Below are 18,828 nucleotides of genomic sequence, written 5' to 3' on the forward strand. Positions count from 1 at the left end.
GTGTTGAGCCCGGCGTAGCAAGGCGAGTAGTACTTCAGTGCAGGTCGTGGGCATCGAATGCTGTGCGGAGACGTTCGAATCGGCCTCCGGAGCGGTGCGTCGGTCTGGGTCATTGGACATGCTTCGATGCGTAGTCGACGAAGGCTTCGATGGCCTCTTTGGCCGTCCCGTTCAGCCGATCCCGCGCTTCAGCATCCTGCTCGGCATTGTGTATGTCCCGCGTACGGTCCAGAGCTGCCCGCGCGAGGGTCACCAGGGAGTCGTCGTCGGTGACCAGCTTGAGGCGGTAGAACGCTTGGCGCGCGGTCGTCCGCAGACGGTGGCCCTCGTGGTATGCCCTCTTGTACGCCTCCTCGTCATTCCGCCGCTTGTGGAAGAAACGTTCGGCTTGGCCCCACCTGAAATCCTCAATCGCGGCCGCGAAGGCGGTGTACGCGGCGATCCGCTCATCGCGCAACGTCTGTTGCTTCGCCGCGAGTCGCTGAAACGGATAGGTGGCAACAGCGCCCAACAGCGTGCCTGCCACTGCCACAACGCTCGTCCATATCGGCTCCATGGCCACATCCGAGCACAGGCGCCGCTGTGCGTCGGGGATCTCAGCCTTTTCTTCACTCCAGGCCAAAACGTTCAGGCAAGCGTCCCCACCACCAGCGCGGCCGTCACCGTCACCACCGCGACCGGCAGCATGACCGCGCGCAGCCAGTTCAACCGGCCAACAGGATCGAGACCTTCACCCGATGACGCAGGCCGCTGACCATCCTGCCGGGCAAGTCGTCTCCAACAGTCTTCACCAGCGTCGTCCAACCAGTAGGCACCCGTCAGCTGGGCGAACACCACATCGCTTCTGTCATCCCTCATCAGGCTCATGCCTGGGACAACGACGAATCCCGCGCTGCGCTACCGCCACCCTCGAACCGAGAAGGCAAGCGCCCCCAACAACGTCCCAACTGTCACTCGCTGCAGACGCACAACGGCTTCTGGCGCTCGCCGACCGAATCGTCGGCGTCACCTTCTCCCTGCACGAGGCCCCCGCCCGGGCTGACCGCGACGCTTGCGCCGACGCGGCCCAGGCCGCGCACAACGCCTTCGTCGCCGCCGTCGGCCCGCTCGTGTGAGCCTGACCTCTCGGGAACGCCCTGCAAAAGGGGCGTGGTCAGAAGCTGTTCGGCGCGGCCGGGTCGAAGAGGTGGGGGCGTGCCGCGGGTCCGCTTCCGCCCAGCGCGTGGGCGGCTGGACGGAAGCGGGGCGGTCCCCTTCGGTCGTTCTTCAGCACAAGGGGGCCGCAGGCCTTCCAGACAGGAAGGTGTGACGCCGGGGGAGGCGTCCGTGTTCTATGGTGCGCGATCCCGTCGGCGTCGCAACGAGAAGTACGGTTTCGCCACCAAAAGCGTTCATTCAGCCAAGATTTGCTACTGCTGGTGACTGTCATGGAGTAACGGACGGAAAGCGTCTGGCGGGTGACGCGGTGTCATTGTTCCGCAATCTCATGATCACGTTGAGTGGTGTGCGCCCGGCGCAGCATGCTGTCGTGCAACTCCTCCGCGGGCGCATCAGCACCGCCCCGGAGGAGCCTTTCCAGACGCTCGTATCTTTCCGGGAAGGTGACATGACAAGCAAGCAAGTGATGATCGTGGCCGTGCTGGCGGCGGTCCTCACGTGGAGCGCGGTGATGACCGCGCTGGGGCAACTTGCGGCCGTGGCCGCGCTACTGCCTTCGCTCGGGCTCCTTATCCAGCAGATCGTTTCGGTGTTCATCGGTGCGGAGGTGCGCTCCGGCGCGGCCCAGGGCAGCCGGCGGCGTCGCTTACGGCAGCGGCCGGCGGAGGCTTCGCCGGCCGGGAGTGAGGAGCCAGCACGGTGAAACTGCCCGAGCAGCCCGGAGGGGATCCTCCTCAACGTCGCGGCCGCCCACCGGAGCCGATCTGTGAGAGTGCCGGTCTGGCGCACCGGACGTGGCTGGAGCCCGTCCGTAGCCGGCTCGTCGCGAGCGGCCTGACGCTCGACGACCTGGTCAGCCGCTCCGGTTATTCCAAGGCCCGCCTGTCGGAACTCCTGCGAGGCAAGGGCTACTACCCCGGCTGGGAGATCACCTACAGCGTGGTCCGTGCGCTGGAGATCCCCGTCGGCCCGCTGCTGAGGCTGTGGAAGGCGGCCGCCGTGGAGGCCGACAAGAACACGGCATGGATCCGTAGCCGGATCCGTGATGTGCGCACCGACGTGGTGGAGGAACCGCCCGTCGCCCACCTGGGACTCACCCAGGCCATGTGGCGGCCCTACACCGCCTACGCGCAGGTCTTCCTCCAGTCCGAGCCCCGGGCGCGGCAGGCGGTGGGGGAGACCTTCGACATCCTCTGGCTCACCTGGGACCAGGCGACGGCCAGCCCCGATACGCCCCGCCACGCCTGGCAGCTGCTGCGCTCGACGGTCCTGTCCCGCACTCCCAGGCGGCCCGCCGGACATCCCGACTTACGGGCCGCGGCGTTCTGCACGACCGCGCAGGCCGAGGCCGGCGACCTGGGCGAGCGTCTGGCCCGCATCGACATCCACGCACGGTTCTTCGACGCGATCGCCCGCCTGCCCGCCGACCAGATGGACATCACCGTCCTGCGCTACCTGTGCGGCATAGCCCCGGGCGCCATCCCGGGCATCGTCGGCCTGTCCCCGGCCATCACCCACACACTGGACCACCACGCCCGAGGGGCACTGAACGAGCTCTTCCCCGACACCGACCCCCAGGAGTGATCACACCGCCATGAGCACCATCGACGACCTCCTCGCCCAGTCGCTGCTGCTGCACCAGCCGCACGTCCCCTCCGATGTCGTCCCCTACAACGACCTGGCCGAGGACGACATCCTGCTGTGGGACGGCTACCGGCCGCAGGTGGCCGACGACCGCGCCGCACAGAGCCTTACCGCCCTGTGCGAGGCGGTCGTCACCCACTGCACCCCGGATCAGTTCGCCGACTTCCTCACCGACCAGATCCCTCAGCCGCGGGCCGCCTGGATCCTCGGCTGCGTCCTGCATCTCGCCGGCGCCGACAACGGCGCCCGCTTCTGGTGGCAGTACGCGGCCGGCGCCGACGACGCCCCCGCCTCCTACTGCCTCTACCTGCACCACCTCGCCCAGGGCGATACCCACGCCGCCACCCTCTGGCAAGCCCAGGCCGACGCCCACGCACCGCAGGACCACGACCCCGATCCCGGTGAAGACGCCCCGGCTAACCGCATGATGACCGCCGACACCAGCCTCGCCACCGTCCTGCGGATCCTCAGCCGCCTCACCCGCGCCACACAGCGCAGGCACACCCCGACCGCCCAGGCCGTCATCGAATTCGTGGCCGCCGCCGTCGCCATCGGCTACGACCGCCACCCCGACCTCGAAATCCCCGTGCCCGGAACCCACTTCGCCGAGCAACTCGAGGTCATCATCGCGGCCGCGTCCAGCATGCGCGACCACACCCGCACCACCACAACGCCCGCCGAGGAACTGCCCAACCGGCCCGCTCCGATCGGCCCCGGCGAGCGGACCCGGGTCCCGGCAACGGCGCAAGGACCAGCACATCTGCTGGTGGAGGTCACGGCCGCCGACCACGAACCCGCATCCGCGCACGTGTTCTTCAAGGGTGCGGCTGCCGTGTGCTGGAAAGCCGCCACAGCCGCCGACACCACGGACGGACACGGCAACCGCATGGCCTACCACCTCAGCCGCTTCCGCACTCGAGCCGCCTACGCGTTCGCCCCCGCTCCTTCCGGCTTCGGGCAGATCCGGGCTGCATCGCCATCCGGTGCCGCCCCCGCGGCCTTCCACCGGCTGTAGTGGATCATGAGCTGGTCGCCGCAACTCGGCGCGTCTGGTGCTGCGTTGGTGGTCCAAGGAAAGACGCCCCGCTTCCCGCGGGGAAATGCAGGTGCAAGGCCTGCCCGGCGCTCGATCAAGAGCCCGTCCGCACACCGCGGACGGGCCATGTGCGTTCCTCCGGGCCCGCCGGACACTCAGGACTTTGTCGGCATGGCAGGCAAAGCGGGTGTTGCTGTGGCACCTTGGAGGTGTTCCTGGCCCGCCGTTCTCCCCCGTAGCGGCGGGCCAGATCCTTGCTCAGCGAGCGAGGACGACCTCGATGGGGCTGTTCGGGCACGCGCTGAGGATCTCGGCGAGTGCAGCCTGTTCGGCAGGGTCGATGGTGTGCTGCCAGCGGGTTTTGACGGCCACCCAGGTGATGGCGTAGGTACAGCGATAGCCGTCGGCCGGGGGCTGCCAGGTGGCGGGGTCCTGGTCAGCCTTGGACCGGTTGGATGCGGCGGTCACCGCGATCAGGGCGCGCCCGTCACCGAGGTCGTTGGCGTACGCCTCGCGCTCCTTCGCTGTCCAGGCGGAGGCGCCGGAGTCCCAGGCCTCGGCGAGCGGGACCATGTGGTCGATGTCGAGTCCGCGCGGGCCCTCGACGTACCGGTCGTCATAGGGTGAGTACCAGGTGCCGCCAGTCAGCAGGCAGCCGGCGCCCTGCTCGGGGGCGGTGACGGCCTCCTCCAGGAGGACCTCGGCGCGGGTCGAGCAGCCGTCGCGGTCGGCGTCGGTCCAGTGCCGGAACTTGTCTCGGCTGTATCCGGTGCGGTCCTCAGTGGCGACGGGGAGCGCGGCGAGAGCGTCGCGCACGGGCAGGACGACGGTGTCGCCGGGGCCCGCAGCGTGGGCGGTGGTGGGGATGAACGGGATGGCGAGCGTGGCCAGCACGGCGGCTGCGATCCGTACAAGGGTGGAACGCACGAGGATCCCCTCGAAGATCATCGACAGGTCGTGATCTTCATAGCGGGGCGGTGTGCGGGCTGCCGGGTCTTCGGGGCGTGGCTCACCTGTCCGGGCGGTAAGTCACACTGCCCCATCGCGCGATGCGGGTGGATCACCGCTTCCCCCAGTAGTGCGGCAGGCTCCAGGAACTCGCAGGGGGTATATCAGAGGCTCGCCGCGGGAGGCCTCGAAATGGGCGTTGGACACTAGAGTGTTCCAATCGGCAGAGAAAGTTACATCCCGCCTCTATATGATTGCAGAGTTTGTTACATCAGAGGTGTAACTATCTCTGCCAAGGCGTGTAACTATGTCTGTGTGGACCGTACTGAGCAGGTGATGATTCTCTCTGGTCCGGCCGCGGACCAGTGGGGTCTCGTGACGGCTGCGCAGGCCAAGAAGCTCGGTCTCAACGCTGTCCAGCTCAAGCGGCTGACCGAGGCTGGCTTGCTGGAGAGCGTCGGGCGCGGCGTGTACGCCCTTGCGGCCGCCGGGCTGCCTGAGCATCTTGAGGCCAAGGTGGCCTGGCTGCGTCTCCAGCCGGAGGCATTCGCCTGGGAGCGCCCCGTCGGCGACCGGGACTCCGGCGTCATCTCCCATGCCTCCGCCTGCCAGCTGCACGGCCTTGGAGACATCCCCGCCCCAAGCGTGGAGATCAGCGTTCCCCGCCGGCGCACGACCACCGAGCCGTTCGTCCGGCTGCGAACCGCACAGCTGAAGCCCGCGGACATCACCGTCATCGACGGCCTGCCAGTGACCGCCGCGGAGCGCACCATCGTCGACCTTCTCCAGACCAAGGCCGACGGAGGCCACATCGGCGGGGTGATCGCGGACGCCGAGCGGCGCGACCTGGTGGACATCGAGGCTCTGGCCGCCCGGGTCCAGCGGTTCACCCGCAACTACGGACTCCCTAGTGCCGCCACGGGGCACGAGCTCATCGAGCACATGGTGGAGCAGGCAGGCAGGCAGCTGCACTCCCAGGAACTGGACGCCGCCAGCCTGGAAGGCTTCGCCGCAGCCGCCCAACTGCTGAGCACCCAAGACCTCGCGGCGAACGCCCTCGTGTCCTACCTCCACTCGGATGCTGCGGCCGACCAAGCGCTTGATCCCTACATCCGCAGTCTTGCGGCCCACCAGCCTGCCCTCCAGGATCTGGCCGCGAAGACTCTGTACCGATCCCCTGCGTTCGAGACTCTCCAAGAGACCCTGCGTCAGCTCCGGCATTCGCCTGCCATGGTCAAACTCCTCAGAGATGCCAACGCGCGTACCGCTGCCCTGAAGACGCTTCAGCAAGCGAGATTCGGCGACGACGTCCTGACGGCGGTGCAGGCAGCGCAGCGGGCCATCGACCTGTCTCCCAGCGTCCGGCGCGCGATGCAGCAGGCAATCCCACCCAACAGCGCTGTAGCCCAGGCCGCCCAAGCCCTGAAGCAGCTGTCGCCGGCACCCACTCCCCGTGCGGAGGAATCCGCCCCCGACGAAGCCCTGTTGCCCGGTGAGGAAACACAAAAGGGGCTGAACGACGTGCCTGGCCCGGAGTAGAGTCGGCGCCTCCACTACAGGTGGGGAGCGATCTGCACGTGGCCAGAACCTATGCCAGTCCAGCGGCGTTCCGGGCCGCGCTGACGCAGGCCGCCAGGAACATGTCCAAGAAGACGGGCATGAGTGTCCCCGACCTCATGAAGATCTTCTACTTCAACCGCCTCTCCGCCCGTGTCTTCACGAAGGATCCCGGCGGCTGGCTCATCAAGGGCGGGCAGGCCCTGCTGGTCCGCTACCGCGGCGCCGCTCGCCTCAGCCAGGACATCGACCTGCAGAGCACCTCCCCCGACCTGGGCGCGGACGAGGCCAGGCAGCGGGTGATCGAGGCGGCCGCCCTCGATCTGGGCGACTTCCTGCGCTACGCCCCCGGCAAGTTCGAGGGACACAGCGACGAAGGGCGCGGCGGCGCACAGTACTTCCATGTCCACCTCGGCACCCAGCTGGTCGCCACCATCAAGGTTGACCTCGTGGTCGGCCGCACCCTGTCCGGCAGCCCCGAGACCCGCACCCTGAAATCCGCCGTCGACATCGAATGGCCCGTGGACTGGCCCGATGTTCAGCTCTACCCCGTCATCGATCACATAGCCGACAAGATCTGCGCCATGTACGAGCGGCACGGCGATAACGGCCAGTTCGGCTCCAGCCGCTACCGTGACCTGGCCGACCTCCTCCTGATCAGCCAGCAGGAAACCGTCCTGGGGGAGGCCGCGAGCCAGGCGCTACACCGGGAAGCGGACCGCCGTCGGCAGAACGGCATCCACATCGCCCTGCCCGCCGCCTTCGAAGCACCGGGGCCCGACTGGCCAGACGGCTACCCCCAGCAGGCCGCGCTGGTCCTGGGGCTGAAGGGCTGCGGCACCTACGCCGAGGCAGCACAAACCGCTGCCGTGTTCATCGACCCCATGCTCAACTCGACAGCCGTCGGCAGCTGGACTCCGGACAGCGCCACCTGGGCGTAAACCGCCACGCAGAGCAGCAGACAGGGAGGTGCCTGCCCGGCAGGCTGATCCAGTTGCTGCTGGCGGCGGCGCTGATCGTGGCGCAGGGCTTCAATACGGACGGTGAACTCCGCGAGGGCGTCAAACTAAGCGGTGACCGCCATGTCCCGTCCTGGTCAGCTCTGTAAAGTTCTGTCAACTAGCGCTCACGAGTGTCTGACGGATGCCACGGTGATCTCAGCATTAGTTCATGAGCACCCCTCAGAAGAGGAACCCGGAGCAAGAGCCAGCAGCCGTTATGAATGCGCAAAGCGAAGAAATGCAGCGAAGTGGATTCCGAGTCGGCCTGGCATTGATATCGGCTGCTGTCGGGAGCGCGGCCAAGGCAGTCGTCGAGCACTTCCTTAAAAACGATCAGTGAATGCGGCCAGGGGGAGGTGATCGGAGTGAGGCTGAGCCTGATTGCACTGCCATGTGAATCGGAGGTCCCGCCGGGGCCTCACCGCAATCTACTGAAAGCTCTGCATGATCTGTATCGACTAGCCGGATTTCCAAGCACTCGGGTGATCAGTAGGGTGATCACCCGATCGGAATTCGCCAGGGACTCTATGTCCCACCAGACCGTCGCCAATATTTTGGCGGGTCGCCGCGTGCCGCGCTGGCTCAAAGTAGAAGCATTGGTAGACGCGTTGCTCACCCTCGCAAGACGCGAGACTGCACTGTCCGAGCTCGATCGCTTCCGATCACTGTGGGAGTCAATCCACTCTCCCTCGGGGGACCGCCAGGGGGAGATCCCTGAGCCTCCTCCACTCTCCCCAACAGAGCCGATCCAGAAAGCTGAGGCCCGCAGGCCGGTGGAACCTGAGTCCGAGCAGGAAGGTCCACCGACCTCCCATGCGGGGCAGGGAAAGTGGCAGGTGCTGCTGGATGCACCAACGAGTGAGAAGAATTCACTTCGTACTCGCATAGTCGCGGCGGGCTGGAATGGTCCAGAGATGTTCAACATCTCCCCCCTTCCCGGGATATGTCAGATTGAGTTGAATCTCCGACATCCCATGGGTAAGGAAATCTGGGAGGTTATGGACGGGGAAGACTCGCAAGCGGCAACAACACTCGCTCTCCTCCTTATCTCCTGGGCCCGCATGGAAGACGAAATGCCTTCAGGGCGAGCCACGGAAAGAATCGAGACAGCTCGAATCGACTGGGGTCGATATGCGCGTCTATTCGTCGAACAGCTCCGCAAGTAGTCACAGCTCATCATCGCGATTCATCAGTGCTGATTGGAGGGCCGGGGAATCTCAGCAGGGTCTTTGCCGTGGTGGCGTCACTGGATCCGTACCGGCTTGTCTGCTGCGCTTCCAGCTGTCGTCCCACTCATCGTAAAGTCGGCTCTCCTTGTGCTTATCGCGGGCCTGCCAGAACAGCCACGCCGCAACCTTGTGGGCGCCGGTCAGGCGGTTGGGTGCGGACGGCTTCCTGGCCCTACTGGTTATGGATGACGTCTTGGCGGGCGGTGACGAGGGTGCGCCACCGGGCGCGGGTGTTGTCTTCGCCGTCCAGCCACTGCGGCGGAGTGCGGCCGGCGGGAAGGGGGAGGCCGGCCATGAAGTGGGCGATGTCGGTGTAGTAGGCGTACGCGCCGTCTCCGGTCTGCGCGCGCAGCCGGGCGATGGTGGCCGCGAGCGCGTCCTGGTCGGCGAGGACGGCCTGGTGGAAGGAGCAGGCGAGTTCGAGGGTGGGCGTCATGGAGGTGAGGCCCGCGACCTCGAGCTCGGTGCGCAGGGCGCGGGCGCGGTCGTCGACGGTGGAGGTGCCGGCGTCGCGGATCAGGGCGGCGATGGCGGTGTTGATGGTGGTGGCCCGCAGATCGAGACCGGCAAGCAGCTGGTGGGCGAGCTCGAGTTCGTCGTCGGCCTGGCCGGGGTCGAGGAAGGCGACGGCGAGGGCGCGCAGGGCCTGATTGTGCGCGGCTTCGCCCGACTTGGCGTGCTGTTCGGCTTCGAGGCGGCCCTCGAGGTAGGCGGCGGCCGCGAGGTCCGGCTGCCCTTGTACCCAGTACAGGTCGCCCAGCACCCGCTGGTGGCGGCCTTCCCAGCCCAGAGTTTGGGCGGCAGCGAGGGCGGTGGGGAAGTCACCGGCGAGGCGGGCGGCCTGGGCGAGGCCGCGGCGGGCTGCGGGGGCGAGGCGGCTGCCGCTGTCGGCGACCTGCTGGTAGCCGCAGCGCGACTCCTGGCCGCGTCCGATGTCGCGGTACGCCTTGGCCCGGTAGTACAGGGCCATCCCGTGCAGCTCGGCGGGGAGCAGGCCGGAGTCGATGACGGTGGTGAGCCGGGTGACGGTGTGGGCACGGTGCTCATGCTGGCGGCGGGCGAGCGCGCTGAGGAGTTCGACCAGGGCATCGGCGGCCGTGATCAGGCCCGGTGCGGTGTCGGTGTCGGGCGGGGCGAGGGGTTCCCACACGGAGTCGCTGACGTAGGTCCAGGCTGCCGGGGTGAGCCAGCCGAGGTCCAGGCGGTGGTCTCGGGCCAGGCGCAGGCCTTGGCGCAGGCAGGCGATCAGCAGTAGCCGGTCGGGGCCGGTGGCGTTCTGGTGCTGTTCGCCCAGGGTGGTGAAGGCGCGGTGGGCGGCCTGCTGCCAGTCGTTCTCGCTCCAGCGGTCGTCGGTGGTGTCGTCGGCGTTGCGTACGGCGGAGCGGATCAGGCCGTGCAGGTGGAAGGGCCACAGGCCGAACGGGTCTTCGCGGACGAAGGGCCTCTCGGTCAGCCGCTGGGCGGGGCCCTCGTGGGCGAGGCCGGCGGCGCGCGCGGCGAGGGGGACGTCGAAGGCGTCCAGCAGGCTGACTGAGCGCAGGACGTGGCGTTCGTCGGGGGTGAGGTCGGTCAGGGTGCGGGCGACCAGGGCGGGGAAGTCGTGGTCGAAGTCGCCGGGCTGCGGGGTGCGGCCGCTGCGGCTCAGCTCGAGGAACCGGGCGACGGACAGGTCGAGGTGCAGGGGCAGGCCGTGCGAGCGGGCGGTGATGACCTGCCGGACGGGCTCGCTGATGAGGGGCTGGCCGTCGCGGGTGAGGCGTCGGGCGAGGTAGTCGTCGCAGTCCTCGGGGGAGAAGTCGCCGATCAGAACCTGCCGTTCGGCGTTGGATGGGGCGAGAGTGCGGGCGGCGGGCCTGGCCGTGTGACCAAGGCCGGGCCAGGCGGCGAGGCCGGTGTAGTCGAGCTGGCCTTGCAGGGCGTGGTCGGCCCATTGCAGGCGGGAGCGGCCGGTGATCACCCAGAAGGCGTTCGGCATCAGCCACACGGTTCGCTGGATGAGGCGCTCGAGGTCGCGTCGGGTGCGGTCGCCGATGTCCTCGAACGTGTCGAGCAGGATGACCGGTACAACCTTTTTGCCTTCGGGGAGGCGGCCGAGCTCCCAGGCCAGCAGGTGGGGGTAGAAGGACAGGGCGTCCAGGTCGGGTTCGGCTTCCAGTAGGTCGGCCAGCCGAGTACAGCCCGCCAGGGCCCGTACGGTCTGGCGGCGTTCGCGCAGCGCGCCGATGAGGGCGCCGGTGACTTGGCCGACGGCTGAGCCGATGGTGCCGGGCAGCATGAGCGCCTGGGCGACGTCGGCGAGTGCGGACTGCATCTGCTGTGGCAGCGTCTGGCCGAACCGGGAGCCGAGACCGCCGCGGCGCAGGTACTCCTCCAGCGGTTCGCCGGGGTGGTTGGCCTCCCAGTAGCGGCGCAGGGCCAGGTCGAAGGCGGGCAGGGGGCGCCCGATCCGGGTGAGGGCGGCCCGGATCGTCAGGACGATCTGCTCGAAGTCGGTGCCGGCGGAGCGGGCGAGGTCGATGCGTACGGGCAGGATCCGGTCGGCCGGCCATCCGGGCTCGCCCCACTGGGAAGGCCGCCGTCCAGCGTCGGCGAGTGCTGCCTCCAGCATGCGGGACAGGGTCGTCTTGCCGATGCCGCCCACCCCGTGGAAGACGAGCACGTGGTTGCGGGGTGCCTCGAGGTCCTCCGCATCGAAGCTGGGGGCACCGACGTGGTGGAGGTGCTGGGTGAGCGCGGCCGCGGCGGTTTCCCACTGTGAGGAGCGGTTCGTGAACGCCTGGTCGGCCTGCACGCTGCGGTCGTTCGTACTGAACAGGGCCCTGAGATCCCGGCCGCCTGCCACGTCCACCCCCGAAAAATGACCACCGGCATGGTCAACCTATGCCCGCGCTGCGGGATTTGGGGAGTCTGACCTGCCGCCGTGGCCAGGCTGGGCGGCGGTTTCAGGCCTGCCTGTACGCCTTCAGGGCTGTGACGGCACCGGACTGGCAGGGGGCCGGGAGGACAATGGCGATTCCCATTCATGATCAAGAGCGAGGGGGTTGCCGTGTCCGGCACAGATGAGCCCGACTTCTCCGGCCTGGAGGGCGGCGAGGAGCAAGCGGCTGAGGACGCCGTCCAGGAGGTGGTGAACTGGTACAACACCCAGATCATTGCGGAGCGCCGCGCACCCGTGCCCGATGAGGAGCGGCTCGAGGAGCTGAAGGCCGGCCGTCAGGCCGCGCTCGCCGACCAGGCGCAGCTGGTGACCGCCGACCCGCAGGAGGCTGAGCGGATCGCCGTCGTTTATGCGGCGCGGCTGAGGGACCTCAAGGAGTCGTAGCCCCATGCACGGGCTTGCCGGGGAATGGGCAGGGGCCAGGCGGACGGGTGTGGCCGGTCGATGCGGGCCGGCTGCACCCGAGGCGGCATCAGGGGCCGGGCAAGTGCGGCGATCTCGTCCAGCTCGGCGCGGTGCTGGGGGAGCGCCCGGCGCAGCGCCTGGTGGAGGCGGAGGAACACGGCGGCCTCCTGCTCGGTGTACGGGCGCAGCCGTTCCGCCGTCAGCGCCCACGACGCCCGCCCAAAGCCACCGGCCTCGTGACGGACCAGAGCGTGGCCGTCCCGGCGGATCACAGTCACGGCCGCGATCTGCGGGTGCCGTTCGGCGACGTCGACGACGTCGGCGAGCGCGCCGAAGCAGATGCCGTGGCCCGCGCGTGTGGTGAACCGGCCGGTGCCGCCGCGCTGCAAGGCCCGGGCGTAGCGCAGCGCGGTGGCGAGCCGGCTGTCAGCTTCACGCACGGCCAGGACCACGAGTTCGACCGGATAGCCGCTGGTCACGAACGGCAGTGCGCTGTCGAAGAACTCTTCGGCGCTGCCGGGGGCAGCCTCGATCAGGACGTCGCCGCGCCGGTCGCGTACGTACTGCTCGGCCCGGGCGAACCACGCCTTGTAGTCGGCGCGGATCGCTGCCCCCGCACCGCGGGGATCCTCCCGCAGCAGTTGGTAGTAGTCGGGGTGCGAGGCCTTGAAGTCGTCGCCGACCAGCCGGGTCGTGCCGGGCCGCATGGCGCGACGGACCATCCTGGCGGCCAGGAGTTTGCCTGCCCCGGGCTGACCTAGGACATACACAGCGCGTGGATCGTCGCGGGACACAATGCCGTTCAGGTATGAGGGAGCGATCAGTTCGTCGAAGATCCAGCGGTGTTCGCCGGGCGAGAGCCGGTGGTAGTCGACGCCGGGCGCGCGCCTGGAGGGCTGGGCGATGCGGCGGACCGGCTCGGACCAGGCGGCCGCGCGCTCGGTGTCCCGCTGCACGGCCAGGCGCCGGTCCTCGCCGGCGAGTTCGCAGTGCACACGCTGGTCAGCGCGGGCCAACTTGCTGCGGAAGACCGCGGTCTCGGGCGCACTCCACGGTCGTAACCGCTCCAGCCGCACCGCCCGCTCCGCGGCGGGCCGGCGTCGCCGACCGTCCTCGGCGGTGAGCTCGTTGGCGTAGAGAGCGGTGCGGTCTCGCCGTATGACGGTGATGCGGTCGGCGAGTTGCTCCGTCTCGATGGCGGCCAGCGTGGACAGCATGTTTCTCGCGCAGCCGTCGTGGTTCTCCCAGGATGCGTAGTGACCGCCGGTGAGGAAGCGGTCCGTGATCCCGAGCTGGCTCAGGGCCTCTGCGGTGGCCAGTGCCACTACCTCGATCCGGTGTCCGGTGCTCCGGTAGGCGGCAGACGAGGCGCGGAAGTCATCTGCGTCGGCGAGCGCGGACTCCACCACGGCGTCGAAGCCCATCTCGCGGACGTGGGCTTCGACGGCTGCCTGCCAGCGGATGGTGTCGGGGCGGACCAGGGTTCCGGCCGTACGGGCATCAGCGTCCAGGGCGTCCGCGTAGTGGGGGTGATGCGGCTTGTACAAATCCCGGCAGACCCGCACGGAGCCGCCACGACGGTCCAGGACTGCCTGGAGGAGATCGGCGATCTGCGTCTTCCCGGCGCCGGGCTGCCCGGCGACGACGACCACGACCGGCCGGGACTGTGCGACTGCTCGCTTGGTCGCAGACGGCAGGATCACGCGGTGCAGCACGTCAAAGCTCTCCTGCTCAGAGAGCCCGACCGAACCTCGGTCTCCTCCTGCCACCACGCCTCCTGTCCCACGCCTCTCGGCTCAGCGCGATCAACCTAACATCTTGAGCGATCGATGAGCGAATAAGTGAGCGATCTAATGAGTGATTGATGTAGGGTGGGTATCGGAGGTGAGCTCTGTGCCCACTGAGAACGAGCTGTTCAACGCGGTCGATGCGCTTCTGGAGCAGGTCGCCCAAGACGATCTGCCACCGCCCGCCGAGCGCAAACGACTGCGCGAAGCCGCCGGGCTGAGCCAGGCCCAAGTTGCGAAGGTCACGGCCACCCGCCGGGAAGCGGTCGGGAACTGGGAGTCGGGCAAGACCGAGCCGCGGCCGCCACAGCGTGCCGCCTACGCCCGGCTGCTCGACGGCCTCGCCGCACGCTTCCCCGCTCCCGAGCCCACCACGGACTCCGAGCCCGCCGTGCCGGAGACGTTCACCGCCCCGGCGCCGCCCGCGGCTCCGTCCGTACCGGCCGCCGCGAAGCCGCCCGCCCACCCGTCGACGAGCACCAGGCCGACGTCGACGTCGCGTCGGCCGGCCGCGAAGAAGCCGGTGACGAAGACCGCGCAGTCTACGGCTGCGGTCACGGACGCGCGCTTCGAGAACGGCCCCCTCGCCGTCGTCGACTGCGAGGACGAGCAGGTATCGGCGTACTGCGTCGGCGGCCTGGTCCTGGACGTGCCCGCCAAGTCCATCCCGGCCCTGGTGGACTGGACGCTGCGCGAGGCAAAGCTTGGAGCGCCGAAGCTGTCCGGGCCGGGCAAGGACGCCGACCCGCTGATCGTCCTCACTCCGTCCGCGCTGGAGCGCTACGGCCTGCCCGTCACGCTCACGGAGGAGGAGCGCCTCGCCGGGCGCCTGCCCGAGGGCCACAAGGTCATCAAGCAGCTGGTCCGCGCGGAGTGGAAGCTGACCAAGCGCGGCTTCGGCCCGTGGGCGAGGATCTACCGGCCCGCGACTGGGTCGGAGCGGGCCTGCGTGCAGCTGTGCATCCCGTCGTGGAACGCGCTGGACACCCGGCACTGGGGCGAGGCGGGGCAGCTCCCGCCGGCTGAACTCGCCCGGGTCCTGGGCGTGTACGCCTCCCGCGTGATGACGCCGCGTGGCTCCACCGCCGTCACCGGCCTGGAGCTGATGACCGCGCTGCACCCGGCGACCCGCGCTTCCGAGCCGGACGCGACGGGTAAGCGGCACTCCGAGCACAACCCCGGCTCGCTGGGCAAGGACGCCATCGACCCGATGAACTGGCCGCCGTGCGAGGTCCCCGACGGCCACCCCGTCCTCAAGGACATGCCGCGCTTCCACGTGCGCGGACCGGCGGAGAAGCTGTTCGAGGAAGCGTACGACTGGGCGCGGCCGATGACCGACGCGGAGTGCACCCTGCGCCACCTGGTCGGCATCGACGTCAACATGGCCTTCGCGGCTGGCGCCAACGGCCTGAACGTCGGCCTCGGTGAGGCAACGCATGTGAAGTCTCCGGTGTTCGACCCGAAGCTGCCCGGCTCCTGGCTGGTCGACCTCAGCCACGTCGACCTGTCGAAGGTGAAGGTCGGCAAGGACAAGTGGGTGGAGCTGGACGCGAGCCTGCTGCCCTCCCCGTTCACCCCGAAGGGCGAGCGCCCCGAGGGCCCGGCCTGGTACGCGACGCCGACCGTGGCGTACGCGGTGGAGCTGGGCTACGAGGTGCGCCCGACCGAGGCGTGGGTGCGCTACGAGAACGGCCGCTACCTGGACGGCTGGTACAACCGGCTGCGGGACGCCTACCTCGCCACGATGGCCGACCTCGGCGTCGACGCCGACCTCGCCCCGGCCGACTTCCTCGCGGCGATGGACGGCTACAAGGCCCGCGACCCGGAGCTGGCGATCGTCGTCTCGGCGGTCAAGGCGACGGTGAAGGGCGGCCTGGGCAAGCTCCGCGAGCGGCCCCGCGGCGAGGGCTGGAGGCCCGGCGAGCCGTGGCGCGCCCTGTCCCGCCCCACCTGGCGGCCGGACATCCGCGCGGCGGTCATCTCCCGCACCCGGATCAACCTGCACCGCAAGATCGTCAAGCACGCGGCGTTCACCGGGCAGTACCCCATCGCGATCCTCTCGGACTGCGTCGTCTACGCGGCAGGCGGGCCCACGCCGCTGGACTTCCTGCCCTACCGGGAGGGCAAGCCGCTGCCCGGCGGCTTCAAGCTCGGCATCAACCCCGGCCTGGTCAAGTGGGAGGGCACCCAGGACGTCCTGTGGGGCGAGGAAGTCCGGGAGCGCTTCACCGCCCCGGAGCTCAACCTCGCCCGGTACATCAAGGACGGCACCGTCACCGACGTCGACAACGGAGAGTAGGAGTAGGCGATGAGCCTGTTCGGGGACGGCCTGGACGCCGCCGTGCAGAAGGCGTTTACGCGCCCGGCGCCCAAGAACGCGGGCCCGCAGATGCGGTACCTGGTCAAGCAGTTGGGCGGCACCAAGGCGGTCGCCCAGATGCTGCGGGTCTCCCAGCGCACCGTCGAGCGGTACGTGAAGGACCAGATCAAGAAGCCCCGCCCGGACCTCGCCGCGCGCCTGGAGCGCGAGGTGAAGAAGCGCTGGCAGCCCCAGATCAGGGCCAAGGCCAGGGCGAAGGCGGCGAGCACGGGCGGCATCGTCATCGACGCCCGCGCCCGCATGGGCTACACCGCGCCGATCGGGTCGACGGACCAGGACCGCATCCGGCACCTGACCGTCGCCCTGCCGCCCGTATACGCCGCCCGCCTCTTCGACGCCCAGGAGCAGGGCGCCAGCGACGCCCGCCTCCAGGAGATCGCCGCCGAAGCGCTCAAGGAGGTGTACTTCCAGGACGGCGGCCGCCGCGCCGGCTCCCTGGAGGAGGTCCGGTTCACGGACATCGAGCACCTCGAGTTCGAGCTGTAGAGATCCATAACGAACTCCCAGCACGCGATCCCGTGACTGAGCGCATCAGATGGCGGGTGACGCGCCGTTCTGACGCGCGGCGGCGCCCCCAGGCCGGGGGGTTAGCGACACACGACAGAGTGCATCGTCTTCATCACCTTCCAGAAGGCGCTGAAGCCGCCGAGAGCGCCAGTGGGCAGAGCGACGAGCGGGTCATGGAAGTACGCCCAGGCCCCAGCGGCGCTGATCGCCCCGGCGCAGGCCCCGGCACCCAGCGCTGCGGTAAGGATGATCGCCCACCGCTGAGGGAGCTGGCCGTCGTCGTTCACCGGTGTGCTGCTCATGGAGTGATGTCCTCTGTGTGGGAAAAGTGCCGCTGACCACGATTAATGCTGTTTCAGGGACCGGAACGCCCCCTGACGATCAACCACGAGGTTTTACGTTTCTGGACGGGGTGAGTCCTCTTGCTGCCATGCTGTTCTGACAGAACCTGACGATTTCTGACAGCGCAGGGGGCGGGATGCCGGCATGGAAGAAGCCCGATCTCCTTGAAGGGCCCTTGAAGGACCTCAACGACGCGCTGCACGCTCTGCACAAACGGGCTGGGTACCCTCCGGCTCGCAGGCTTCAGGCAAGGATCGGGAAGGAGGTGTTCAGCCACACCAAGATCCATGACGCTCTCACCAAGGCGCTCCTGCCCACCCGGGGAGTGGTCGAACTGGTCGTGAGAGAGCTCGCGAAGATGGCCCGTCCCCCGATCGACGACATCGAGGCCGAGGTCAATCGGTTCGCGGCACTGTGGCATGCCGCCCACGGCGATGCGCCGGAAGCCGCACCCGACCACGCGAGTGACCGGGCTGAAGGTCCCATGGGCGATCTCGGCGCCGCCCGCAGCACGAAACGCGAGAGCGAAGGCGAAATCCAGATGCGCGCCGCGACGGCACATGTGTACCAGACCCTGGTGGAGTTGAAGCGCCTACGCCCGGACCCCAACCACGAATGGGACCTGTACCTGCGAACCGCTGGCGAAGAACGGCTTGCTGCGGTGGAAGCGGAACTGGGCCCCCGCGACGAGGAAGGAAGCAAGATCTGGCAGGACGAATGGGAACGTTTGATCCAGCAGCTTGAAGTCCAGACCTTGGACATCGACGACACCGCGCTGAGGGAACGGATCAAAGATGCGCGCGAGTTCATGGAATGGCACACGGAGACCTTCAGAGTGCTTCGTTGGCCGGAAAGGAAAACCCGCCTCATCGCCGCCAGGTACGCCATGGAATCGATCGAAGCCTTCCGCGGCGGTGATCCACTTCCGGAGCCGTCCAAGGAATATGTCGAGATGCGTGGTGTCTCCGACCTGATGGACGAGTTGGACGCCGAGCGCCGTTGACCCGAGACCGTCCGGCACGGCAATGGGGGGTCAGTGTTTGCTGCCGCCGGGAGCTGGGCTGGTGACCTCGGCGGTCGCCTCCACCAGCGAGTGGAAATAGCGCCACACCTTGTCCGGTCACTTATGGCGGGGCTGGTGTTGTAGTTGGGGTGCGCAGTTGGGCGCGAGGTCGCCGCCGGTGTCGATGGGTGCGCCAAGTTCGCTGGGTACGCGAGCATGACGAACATCTACGCAAGGCGGAGACACCGAGCGGATCCAGACCTATTCTCCGCCCATGACTCGTGGCCACGACTCGATGCCCGAACCTCCGCCCGCCGAACCCGGCGTCCTACGCCTACGCATCGACCCCAACTGGGCGTCCACTGGGCAAGTCGCGGTGCGTGCCACACCCGGTCTTGCCCGCGCCCTCCTCGCGCAGCTCGAAGAGCAGGAAGCTGAAGCCAGCTTTGGCGCAGAATTCGGCCTCGACCTTAACCAACTCCTTATCGTGGTGCTCGGTAGCAGTGGTGGCGCTGGCGTCTGGTTGACTCTCCGTATGGCAATCAACGCCATCGTCGGCAGGCACAAGGACGCCCGCATCCGAGTCGAGGTTGGCGACCGCACCGTCGAGATCAGCGGTAAAAGCACTGCCGACATGGAACGCCTACTCGAACATGCACAGCGTTTGTGGGAGCCCACCAGCCGAAATGAGGATGTCACTGATGGTGACGGCTCCGGCTCGCGGCGTTGAGTTTGAGTGCCAGGCGGTTGCCTGCCAACTACACCGCACAGCCCCGCCAACCCAGCCGCTCACCCTCCACCTGAGGCGCTCAGTCACAGATCCTGCCGTCGGGTGTCCCCAGTTCAAGGAGCTCATCCGGGACTGAAACGGCAATCCATCACTTGGGGGCGGG

Annotated in this window: 17 protein-coding genes; 11 read left to right on the forward strand and 6 right to left on the reverse strand. The window is 68.4% G+C overall.

Going from position 1 to position 18,828, the window contains the following annotated elements:
* Positions 1–109: 109 nt before the first annotated feature.
* Positions 110–526 (reverse strand): hypothetical protein, encoded by a 417-nt coding sequence (locus BN159_RS42425; protein ID WP_231905811.1) that lies wholly within the window; start codon positions 524–526, stop codon positions 110–112.
* A gap of 101 nt (positions 527–627) precedes the next feature.
* The gene (locus BN159_RS45975) at positions 628–867 is read right to left on the reverse strand and encodes a hypothetical protein (RefSeq protein WP_157901170.1); all 240 of its coding nucleotides are present in this window, start codon (positions 865–867) and stop codon (positions 628–630) included.
* A 466-nt stretch (positions 868–1,333) separates the two neighbouring features.
* Between BN159_RS45975 and BN159_RS45025 the strand changes: the two genes are divergently transcribed.
* From BN159_RS45025 to BN159_RS42440, 3 genes are read left to right on the forward strand one after another with little or no spacing between them, the layout of a single operon-like run.
* A complete protein-coding gene (locus BN159_RS45025) occupies positions 1,334–1,861 on the forward strand; it encodes a hypothetical protein (protein WP_157901171.1) in 528 nt (175 codons plus the stop codon).
* Complete coding sequence (locus BN159_RS42435) at positions 1,858–2,742, forward strand: transcriptional regulator (protein ID WP_015449498.1); 885 nt, start codon at positions 1,858–1,860, stop codon at positions 2,740–2,742. Before BN159_RS45025 ends, BN159_RS42435 begins: the two co-directional genes overlap by 4 nt.
* Positions 2,743–2,752: 10 nt before the next feature.
* A complete protein-coding gene (locus BN159_RS42440; protein WP_015449499.1) occupies positions 2,753–3,817 on the forward strand; it encodes a hypothetical protein in 1,065 nt (354 codons plus the stop codon).
* A gap of 279 nt (positions 3,818–4,096) precedes the next feature.
* On the opposite strand, the gene BN159_RS42445 is transcribed toward BN159_RS42440, so the two are convergent.
* Positions 4,097–4,765: an HNH endonuclease family protein gene (locus BN159_RS42445; RefSeq protein WP_015449500.1), complete on the reverse strand. Its 669-nt coding sequence runs from the start codon at positions 4,763–4,765 to the stop codon at positions 4,097–4,099.
* Positions 4,766–5,101: 336 nt separating this feature from the next.
* Here BN159_RS42445 and BN159_RS43150 point away from each other — a divergent pair, with 336 nt between their 5' ends.
* The 3 genes from BN159_RS43150 (at position 5,102) to BN159_RS45980 (ending at position 7,684) form a co-directional block, all read left to right on the forward strand.
* Positions 5,102–6,325: a type IV toxin-antitoxin system AbiEi family antitoxin domain-containing protein gene (locus BN159_RS43150; RefSeq protein WP_157901172.1), complete on the forward strand. Its 1,224-nt coding sequence runs from the start codon at positions 5,102–5,104 to the stop codon at positions 6,323–6,325.
* 38 nt (positions 6,326–6,363) lie between these two features.
* Entirely contained in the window at positions 6,364–7,284 is a 921-nt protein-coding gene (locus tag BN159_RS42455) for a nucleotidyl transferase AbiEii/AbiGii toxin family protein (RefSeq protein WP_015449503.1), read from the forward strand.
* Between the two features lie 229 nt (positions 7,285–7,513).
* Complete coding sequence (locus BN159_RS45980) at positions 7,514–7,684, forward strand: hypothetical protein (protein ID WP_015449505.1); 171 nt, start codon at positions 7,514–7,516, stop codon at positions 7,682–7,684.
* 1,061 nt (positions 7,685–8,745) lie between these two features.
* On the opposite strand, the gene BN159_RS42460 is transcribed toward BN159_RS45980, so the two are convergent.
* A complete protein-coding gene (locus BN159_RS42460; protein ID WP_015449507.1) occupies positions 8,746–11,415 on the reverse strand; it encodes an ATP/GTP-binding protein in 2,670 nt (889 codons plus the stop codon).
* 204 nt (positions 11,416–11,619) lie between these two features.
* On the opposite strand from BN159_RS42460, the gene BN159_RS42465 reads away from it, so the two are divergent.
* Positions 11,620–11,895 (forward strand): hypothetical protein, encoded by a 276-nt coding sequence (locus tag BN159_RS42465; RefSeq protein WP_162146295.1) that lies wholly within the window; start codon positions 11,620–11,622, stop codon positions 11,893–11,895.
* Here BN159_RS42465 and BN159_RS42470 read toward each other — a convergent pair.
* Complete coding sequence (locus tag BN159_RS42470; RefSeq protein WP_231905815.1) at positions 11,859–13,631, reverse strand: zeta toxin family protein; 1,773 nt, start codon at positions 13,629–13,631, stop codon at positions 11,859–11,861. The genes BN159_RS42465 and BN159_RS42470 overlap by 37 nt on opposite strands.
* Positions 13,632–13,809: 178 nt before the next feature.
* Here BN159_RS42470 and tap point away from each other — a divergent pair, with 178 nt between their 5' ends.
* A complete protein-coding gene (tap, locus tag BN159_RS42475) occupies positions 13,810–16,002 on the forward strand; it encodes a telomere-associated protein Tap (protein ID WP_015449510.1) in 2,193 nt (730 codons plus the stop codon).
* A gap of 9 nt (positions 16,003–16,011) precedes the next feature.
* Positions 16,012–16,569, forward strand: a complete 558-nt coding sequence (tpg, locus tag BN159_RS42480; protein ID WP_015449511.1) for a telomere-protecting terminal protein Tpg — start codon at positions 16,012–16,014, stop codon at positions 16,567–16,569.
* A 101-nt stretch (positions 16,570–16,670) separates the two neighbouring features.
* Here the strand turns inward: tpg and BN159_RS42485 are convergent, their stop codons facing one another.
* Positions 16,671–16,892 carry a hypothetical protein gene (locus BN159_RS42485; protein WP_015449512.1) on the reverse strand — a complete coding sequence of 74 codons (222 nt, stop codon included), beginning with the start codon at positions 16,890–16,892 and terminating at the stop codon, positions 16,671–16,673.
* 305 nt (positions 16,893–17,197) lie between these two features.
* On the opposite strand from BN159_RS42485, the gene BN159_RS42490 reads away from it, so the two are divergent.
* Both BN159_RS42490 and BN159_RS45985 read left to right on the forward strand, forming a co-directional pair.
* The gene (locus tag BN159_RS42490) at positions 17,198–17,935 is read left to right on the forward strand and encodes a hypothetical protein (protein WP_041822810.1); all 738 of its coding nucleotides are present in this window, start codon (positions 17,198–17,200) and stop codon (positions 17,933–17,935) included.
* A gap of 274 nt (positions 17,936–18,209) precedes the next feature.
* Complete coding sequence (locus tag BN159_RS45985; protein WP_015449514.1) at positions 18,210–18,665, forward strand: hypothetical protein; 456 nt, start codon at positions 18,210–18,212, stop codon at positions 18,663–18,665.
* Positions 18,666–18,828 lie beyond the last annotated feature (163 nt).

Source organism: Streptomyces davaonensis JCM 4913, from assembly GCF_000349325.1.
Classification (GTDB): domain Bacteria; phylum Actinomycetota; class Actinomycetes; order Streptomycetales; family Streptomycetaceae; genus Streptomyces; species Streptomyces davaonensis.